6 protein-coding genes and 2 pseudogenes are annotated in these 6,511 nt (G+C 67.9%); 3 read left to right on the forward strand and 5 right to left on the reverse strand.

Annotation, left to right across the window (positions count from 1 at the left end; translation table 11 throughout):
- Nucleotides 1-1,204 (forward strand): annotated as a pseudogene (locus SCI24_RS19970) (glycine dehydrogenase (aminomethyl-transferring)); the annotation flags it as partial.
- A gap of 81 nt (nucleotides 1,205-1,285) precedes the next feature.
- Here the strand turns inward: SCI24_RS19970 and SCI24_RS19975 are convergent.
- Nucleotides 1,286-2,203 (reverse strand): LysR family transcriptional regulator, encoded by a 918-nt coding sequence (locus SCI24_RS19975; protein WP_318727046.1) that lies wholly within the window; start codon nucleotides 2,201-2,203, stop codon nucleotides 1,286-1,288.
- A gap of 141 nt (nucleotides 2,204-2,344) precedes the next feature.
- Between SCI24_RS19975 and ppnN the strand changes: the two genes are divergently transcribed.
- Nucleotides 2,345-3,706, forward strand: a complete 1,362-nt coding sequence (gene ppnN / locus SCI24_RS19980) for a nucleotide 5'-monophosphate nucleosidase PpnN (RefSeq protein ID WP_318727047.1) — start codon at nucleotides 2,345-2,347, stop codon at nucleotides 3,704-3,706.
- A gap of 133 nt (nucleotides 3,707-3,839) precedes the next feature.
- On the opposite strand, the gene SCI24_RS19985 is transcribed toward ppnN, so the two are convergent.
- Nucleotides 3,840-4,205 (reverse strand): hypothetical protein, encoded by a 366-nt coding sequence (locus tag SCI24_RS19985; RefSeq protein WP_318727048.1) that lies wholly within the window; start codon nucleotides 4,203-4,205, stop codon nucleotides 3,840-3,842.
- A 1-nt stretch (nucleotide 4,206) separates the two neighbouring features.
- Entirely contained in the window at nucleotides 4,207-4,671 is a 465-nt protein-coding gene (locus SCI24_RS19990) for a flavodoxin (protein WP_318727049.1), read from the reverse strand.
- Between the two features lie 135 nt (nucleotides 4,672-4,806).
- Between SCI24_RS19990 and SCI24_RS19995 the strand changes: the two genes are divergently transcribed.
- Nucleotides 4,807-5,016: a DUF2788 domain-containing protein gene (locus tag SCI24_RS19995; protein WP_318727050.1), complete on the forward strand. Its 210-nt coding sequence runs from the start codon at nucleotides 4,807-4,809 to the stop codon at nucleotides 5,014-5,016.
- Between the two features lie 70 nt (nucleotides 5,017-5,086).
- Here SCI24_RS19995 and ihfA read toward each other — a convergent pair whose 3' ends face one another.
- On the reverse strand, nucleotides 5,087-5,389 hold the full coding sequence (ihfA, locus tag SCI24_RS20000) for an integration host factor subunit alpha (RefSeq protein WP_106230963.1): 303 nt from the start codon (nucleotides 5,387-5,389) through the stop codon (nucleotides 5,087-5,089).
- 64 nt (nucleotides 5,390-5,453) lie between these two features.
- A pseudogene (locus SCI24_RS20005) lies at nucleotides 5,454-6,511 on the reverse strand (phenylalanine--tRNA ligase subunit beta); the annotation flags it as partial.

Here is a 6,511-nt window from a genome sequence, read left to right on the forward strand (position 1 = left end):
CTACGACCACATCTCCATGCAGCCCAACTCCGGGGCCCAGGGCGAGTACGCCGGCCTGGTGGCGATCCGCCGCTACCAGGCCGCCGAGGGCGAGGGGCACCGCGACGTCTGCCTGATCCCGAGCTCGGCCCACGGCACCAACCCCGCCTCCGCCGCCATGGCGCGGATGAAGGTGGTGGTGGTGGAGTGCGACGGCGACGGCAACATCGACATCGACGACCTGCGCGCCAAGGCCGAGCAGCACAGCGACGCCCTCTCGGCGATCATGATCACCTACCCCTCCACCCACGGGGTCTTCGAGGAGAGCGTGCGCGAGGTGTGCGACATCGTGCATGGGCACGGCGGCCAGGTGTACATCGACGGCGCCAACATGAACGCCCAGGTGGGCCTGACCCGCCCCGGCGACTTCGGCGGCGACGTCAGCCACCTCAACCTGCACAAGACCTTCTGCATCCCCCACGGCGGCGGCGGCCCGGGCATGGGGCCGATCGGGGTCAAGACCCACCTGGCCCCCTTCGTCTCCAATCACGTGGTGACGCCGCTGGAAGGGGTCGAGGCGAGCTGCGGCGCGGTCTCGGCGGCGCCCTTCGGCAGCGCCTCGATCCTGCCGATCTCCTGGGCCTACCTCAAGATGATGGGCGCCCGCGGTCTGCGCGAGGCCACCGAGCTGGCGATCCTCAACGCCAACTACGTCGCGTCGCGCCTCGAGCGCCACTACCCGGTGCTCTACAAGGGCCGCAACGGCACCGTGGCCCACGAGTGCATCATCGACATCCGCCCGCTCAAGGCCGAGTCGGGCATCAGCGAGGAGGATATCGCCAAGCGCCTGATGGACTACGGCTTCCACGCCCCGACCATGTCCTTCCCGGTGCCCGGCACGCTGATGATCGAGCCCACCGAGTCGGAGTCGCGCTACGAGATCGATCGCTTCTGCGACGCCATGATCGCGATCCGCGAGGAGGTCGCGGCGGTGCAGCGCGGCGACTGGCCGGCGGACGACAACCCCCTGGTCAATGCCCCGCACACCATGGCCGACCTGATGGACGACGCCTGGGAACGCCCCTACTCCCGCGAGCTCGGTGCCTTCCCCTCGGAGGCGGTCAAGGCCGCCAAGGTCTGGCCGGCGGTCAACCGCGTCGACAACGTGCTCGGCGACCGCCAGCTGATCTGCTCCTGCCCGAGCATCGACGAGTATCGTGACTGAGGGACGCGACTGACCGGCACGCCTGGCACCGGCGTGCCCCGCGACAGGACACAGGCCCCGCCATGGCGGGGCCTGCTGCCGTCAGGCCTCGTCGCGCTCCGGCCCCTCGCCGAAACCGAAGCGTTCGTGACGTCGCTGCTCGCGATAACCCTCGAGCAGTCGCACGTAGCGCCGCGGCATCTGCTCGCCGGTGCGCATGACCAGGTGCAGGGTCTCGTGGACCGGCTGATTCAGGGAGAGCTCCTTGACCTGGCGCTGCCAGGGCGAGGTCTCGAGCACCACTCGCGAGACCACGGTGAACCCCAGCCCGCGCGCCACGGCATCCAGCACCATGCTCACCTCGTTGGTGAAGCCCTGGCGCGGGAAGTGGCTCATGGAGCGAAAGTCGGGAAAGTTGGCCCGGAGCAGGGCCCCGGCGTGATCCTCCCCGCCCGAGTAGCTGATGAAGCCGATCCCCATCAGGTCGACCAGGCCGTTGCCGGCGAAGTCTGCCGGCACCACCAGGCAGAGCGGCTCCTGGTGCCATGGCTCGCAGTCGAGGTCGGGATGGCGCACGGCCTCGGTGACGATCCCCAGGTCATGACGGCCACCCAGCACGTCGGCGACGATCTCGCCATTGAAGGCAAAGCTGTAGCTCACCGTGAGACCGGGCTGCATCTGCTGCTGGCCGAGAATGAAGGGATAGAGCATCAGGCCGACACTGCCCGGCGAGGCGAGGCGGCACTCGCCGCTGTCCAGGCTGTCGTTGTCCAGGGAGTGGCGGAACTGCTCGTGCTCGGCGAACAGCTTGAGCGCGTAGTCGTAGGCACGCCGCCCGCTCTCCGTGAGCATGAAGCGCCGCCCCTGGCGATCCAGCAGCGGCTTGCCGAGGTACTCCTCGAGCTTGCGCACGTGCTGGCTGACCCCGGGCTGGGTCATCTCCAGGCGGCGGGCGGTGCGCGTGAAGCTACCGGTCTCGACCAGGGTGATGAAGGTGCGGAAATAGCGGGCGTTGAACATGGGGCATCACGTCGCGGGCAGTGGCCTGGTAGCCCGGATTCTACCAGCTCGCCGCCAGGCCCACAGCGCTGCCCGCCCGTGGCGCGGCGTGATAGCATCGCAGGACGAGCAATGCCGCCATGACGACAGGGAACGCCAAGCATGCCCGACACCATTTCCACCACCATCTCGCCGGAAGGCAGCCTCGAGATCCTCTCCCAGCAGGAGGTCGAGCGCCTCCACGACACCTCCCGCAGCGGCCTGCATGAGCTGTTGCGCAACTGTTCGCTGGCGGTCCTCAACTGCGGCAACCCCACCGATGATGGCCTGGCCCTGCTGGAAACCTATCGGGACTTCGACATCGAGGTGCTGCAGCAGGACCGCGGGGTTCGCCTCAAGATCACCAATGCCCCGGCCGAGGCCTTCGTCGACGGCAAGATGATCCGCGGCATCCGCGAGCACCTCTCCGCGGTGCTGCGTGACATCGTCTACGTCTACAACGAGATCCAGACCCGCCATCGCTTCGACCTGCAGACCGCCGAAGGCACCACCAACGCGGTCTTCCATATCCTGCGCAAGGCCGGGACCCTCAAGCCGGGACGCGACCCCAGCCTGGTCGTCTGCTGGGGCGGCCACTCGATCTCCCGCGAGGAGTACGATTACACCAAGTCGGTCGGCTACCACCTGGGGCTTCGCGAGCTGGACATCTGCACCGGCTGCGGGCCCGGCGCCATGAAGGGGCCCATGAAGGGCGCCAACGTGGCCCATGCCAAGCAGCGTCGCACCCAGGGACGCTACCTGGGGGTCTCGGAGCCCGGCATCATCGCCGCCGAGGCACCCAACCCCATCGTCAACGAGCTGGTGGTGATGCCCGATATCGAGAAGCGCCTCGAGGCGTTCGTGCGTCTGGGCCACGGCATCATCGTCTTCCCGGGTGGGGTGGGCACTGCCGAGGAGATCCTCTACCTGCTGGGGATCCTGCTGCATCCGGACAATGCCGACATGGCGCTGCCGGTGATCCTTACCGGGCCCTTCGACTCTGCCGACTACTTCAGGCGCATCGATGAGTTCCTGGTCTACACCCTGGGCGAGGAGGTACGCCGGCTCTATCGCATCGTCGTCGACGACGCCGTCGAGGTCGCCCGCACCATGCGCAAGAACATCGACGCGGTGACCGAGTATCGCCGCAGCCGCCAGGATGCCTTCTACTACAACTGGCGCCTCACCGTGGCCCGGGACTTCCAGGAGCCCTTCGAGCCCACCCACGAGGCCATGGCCGGTCTGGCGCTCCACCGCAACCAGCCGGTCCACGAGCTGGCCGCCAACCTGCGCCGCGCCTTCTCGGGCATCGTGGCCGGCAACGTCAAGGAGAAAGGCATCCGCTCCATCGAGGCCCATGGCCCCTTCCGCCTGCACGCCGAGCCGGAGCTGATGGCGCGCCTCGACGAGCTGCTGGCCTCCTTCGTCGACCAGGGCCGCATGAAGCTCGCCGGGGACTATGTGCCCTGCTATACGCTGGGGTAGGAACAAGGGGCAAGGGGCAAGGGGCAAGGGGCAAGGGGCAAGGGGCAAGGGGAAAGCACTGTGCGCCCACACTCTGACAGGCTACAAGGCTGTCTTGTGACTTGCTCCTTGAACCTTGCAGCTGGGGCCGAGTTCAGCGAGGCACCCTGACCCACAGCCCCAGGGCATGCAGCAGCAGCCCCAGGGTGGCGCCGTGGGAGACCAGCAGCTCCCAGCCGAAGAAGTCGCTGGTCAGGGCGTGCCAGGCCGCCATCACGACCAGGCCCGCGCCCAGGCAGAGGCCCAGGCGACGCAGCAGTGCGGGAAGGCGCGAGCGCGCCTCGCCCGGGAGCAACCGCCACTGCAGCACGGCAACCACGCCCACCACCGCCAGTGCCATCAGCATCAGCGACAGCTGCGTCTCGTGCCCCCCGACCTGGTAGCGAGGCAGGGTCGCCAGCATCAGCACGCCCAGCCCCAGCAGCAGGCTGAGGCGCTCCGCTGTCGGCGTCGCGCCCACCTCAGGCCACCTTCAGCTGCTGGGCATCGATCCATTCCTCGACCCAGGGCAGGGCCTCGTCGTCCGCCATGAAGGTCTCCATGGCATCCACCTCGAGGCGCTCACCGAGGCGCTGGGCCCCCTGCCCCTCGAGCAGCGTATCAAGGTAGCGCCCGGCGCCACAGAAGGTGTCGCCGTAGGAGCTGTCGCCCAGTGCGATAAGGCCGTAGCGCAGCCCATTGAGGCCGGGACTCTGCTCCTCGAGGTCGCGGGCGAAGGGCACGATGTTGCCGGGCAGGTCGCCGCTGCCGGTGGTGGAGACGCAGAACAGCGCCAGGTCGGTGGGCGAGCCGATAAGGTCGTCGAGGGTCGGCTGGTCGAAGATGGCCACCTCGTAGCCGGCCTCCTCGAACAGCGGCTTGACCTGTTCGGCGACGTCCAGGGCACCGCCATACATGGTACCTACGAAGATCTTGAGCATGGGCATGTCGTGGATTTACCTGAGAATTTCGGTCGGATATTAACATGGGGGTGCGGCATGGGGCCACGCCCTGGCGCCTGCAGGGGCGCCAGAGCCCGAGTATAATAGTCGGACTTTCCCCGCGGCATGCAAGGAGGCGCCATGCAGCAGACCTTCGAGACCTGGATCACCCCGATCATGATCGGCGGCCTGATCCTCTTCATGTGCTTCATCATCTGGGACCTGGCGAAGAAGTCCCAGGCCGGCCGCTTCGGCACCATCATGCTCTTCGTGGTGCTGGGTGCCGGGATGCTGGGCTATGTCCTGAAGGTGATCATCACCTGGATGCTGGAGAGCGGCAACGGCGTGTGACGACAGGCCGGGCACCGTCGACGAAAAACGCCACTCCTCGGAGTGGCGTTTTTCATGGCCGGCAGGAGAATCAGTGGGCCTCGCCGCGATAGCCCTCGACCTGGCTCTTGAGCTTCTGGCCGGGCCGGAAGGTGACCACTCGCCGCGCCGAGATCGGGATCTCCTCGCCGGTCTTGGGGTTGCGGCCGGGTCGTTCACGCTTGTCGCGCAGGTCGAAGTTGCCGAACCCCGAGAGCTTGACCTGCTCGTTCTCGCGCAGGCAGCCGCGTATCTCCTCGAAGAACGCCTCCACCATGGACTTGGCCTCGCGCTTGGAGAGGCCAAGTTCGGCGTGCAGATGTTCGGCCAGTTCTGCCTTGGTCAACGCACCCATCTTGTCACACCCATGTTGTCGTCCTCGTGGCGCTGGTCCTGCCGATCGACGAGACACCCGGGCCTCAAGCGCGCAGCTCGGCCCCCAGATGCTGACGGGACTCCGCGACGATGGCATCAACCAACTGATTGATTTCCTCGTCATTAAGCGTGCGCGATGGATGCTGCCAGGTCAAGCCCAGGGCCACGCTCTTGAGCCCTTCCGGCACCCCCTTGCCCTGGTAGACGTCGAACAGGTGGGACTCCACCAGCCACTCGCCGGCCTCGGCCCGGATGGTGTCGAGCAGCGACTGCACCGGCAGCCCCTCATCGACCAGGAAGGCCAGGTCGCGGCGCACCTCGGGATGGCGCGACAGCGGCGTGAAGGCCGGTACCCGGCCCTGGGTCAGCGCATCGAGGCGCACCTCGAAGAGCAGCGCATCGACCTTGAGGCCGAGCCTGGCGCGCACCGCCGGGTGCAGGGTGCCGATCCAGCCGGCCTCCTCGCCGCGATGCAGGATGCGGGCGCACTGGCCGGGATGCAGGGCCGGATGCTCGCCGGGCTCGAAGCGCCAGGCCTGTGGCTCGCCGAGGGCCAGCAGGCTCTCCAGGTCGCCCTTGAGGTCGAAGAAGTCGACCGGCTCCCTGCCGCCGGTCCAGCCCTCCGGCTCGCGAGGCCCGCAGACCAGCGCCCCGAGCATCGGGGTCTGGTGCAGGTGGTCGAGCTCACCGCGGAAGGTGAGACCGGTCTCGAACAGTCGCACCCGGTCCTGCTGGCGGTTGAGGTTGTGCTGCAGGGCCCGCACCAGCCCCGGAAAGAGGCTCGCGCGCATGACCGAGAGATCGCTGGAGATGGGGTTGGCCAGCGTCGGCGATACCGCCTCGGGATGCAGCGCCTGCTGCAGCTCGGGGGCGACGAAGCTGTAGGTCACGGCCTCCTGGTAGCCCCGCGCGACCATCTGGCGGCGCAGCCGCGCCAATGGCGTGTGCGCCTCGTGGGCCGGGCGCAGCGCCAGGCGGACCTGGGGACGGCGCACCGGCAGGCGATTGTAGCCGTGGATGCGCGCCACCTCCTCGATCAGGTCCTCCTCGATGGCGATGTCGAAGCGCCAGCTCGGGACCTGCACCGTCCAGCCCTGACCGG

The sequence above is a fragment of the Halomonas sp. genome (assembly GCF_033549285.1).
In the GTDB taxonomy this organism is placed as follows: domain Bacteria; phylum Pseudomonadota; class Gammaproteobacteria; order Pseudomonadales; family Halomonadaceae; genus Halomonas.

Excerpts from the sequence above, each read along its gene's own strand:
- SCI24_RS19990 (WP_318727049.1), bottom strand. The coding sequence starts at position 4,671 with ATGCCCATGCTCAAGATCTTCGTAGGTACCATGTATGGCGGTGCCCTG.
- ihfA (WP_106230963.1), bottom strand. The coding sequence starts at position 5,389 with ATGGGTGCGTTGACCAAGGCAGAACTGGCCGAACATCTGCACGCCGAA.
- SCI24_RS19995 (WP_318727050.1), top strand. The coding sequence starts at position 4,807 with ATGCAGCAGACCTTCGAGACCTGGATCACCCCGATCATGATCGGCGGC.
- SCI24_RS19975 (WP_318727046.1), bottom strand. The coding sequence starts at position 2,203 with ATGTTCAACGCCCGCTATTTCCGCACCTTCATCACCCTGGTCGAGACC.
- ppnN (WP_318727047.1), top strand. The coding sequence starts at position 2,345 with ATGCCCGACACCATTTCCACCACCATCTCGCCGGAAGGCAGCCTCGAG.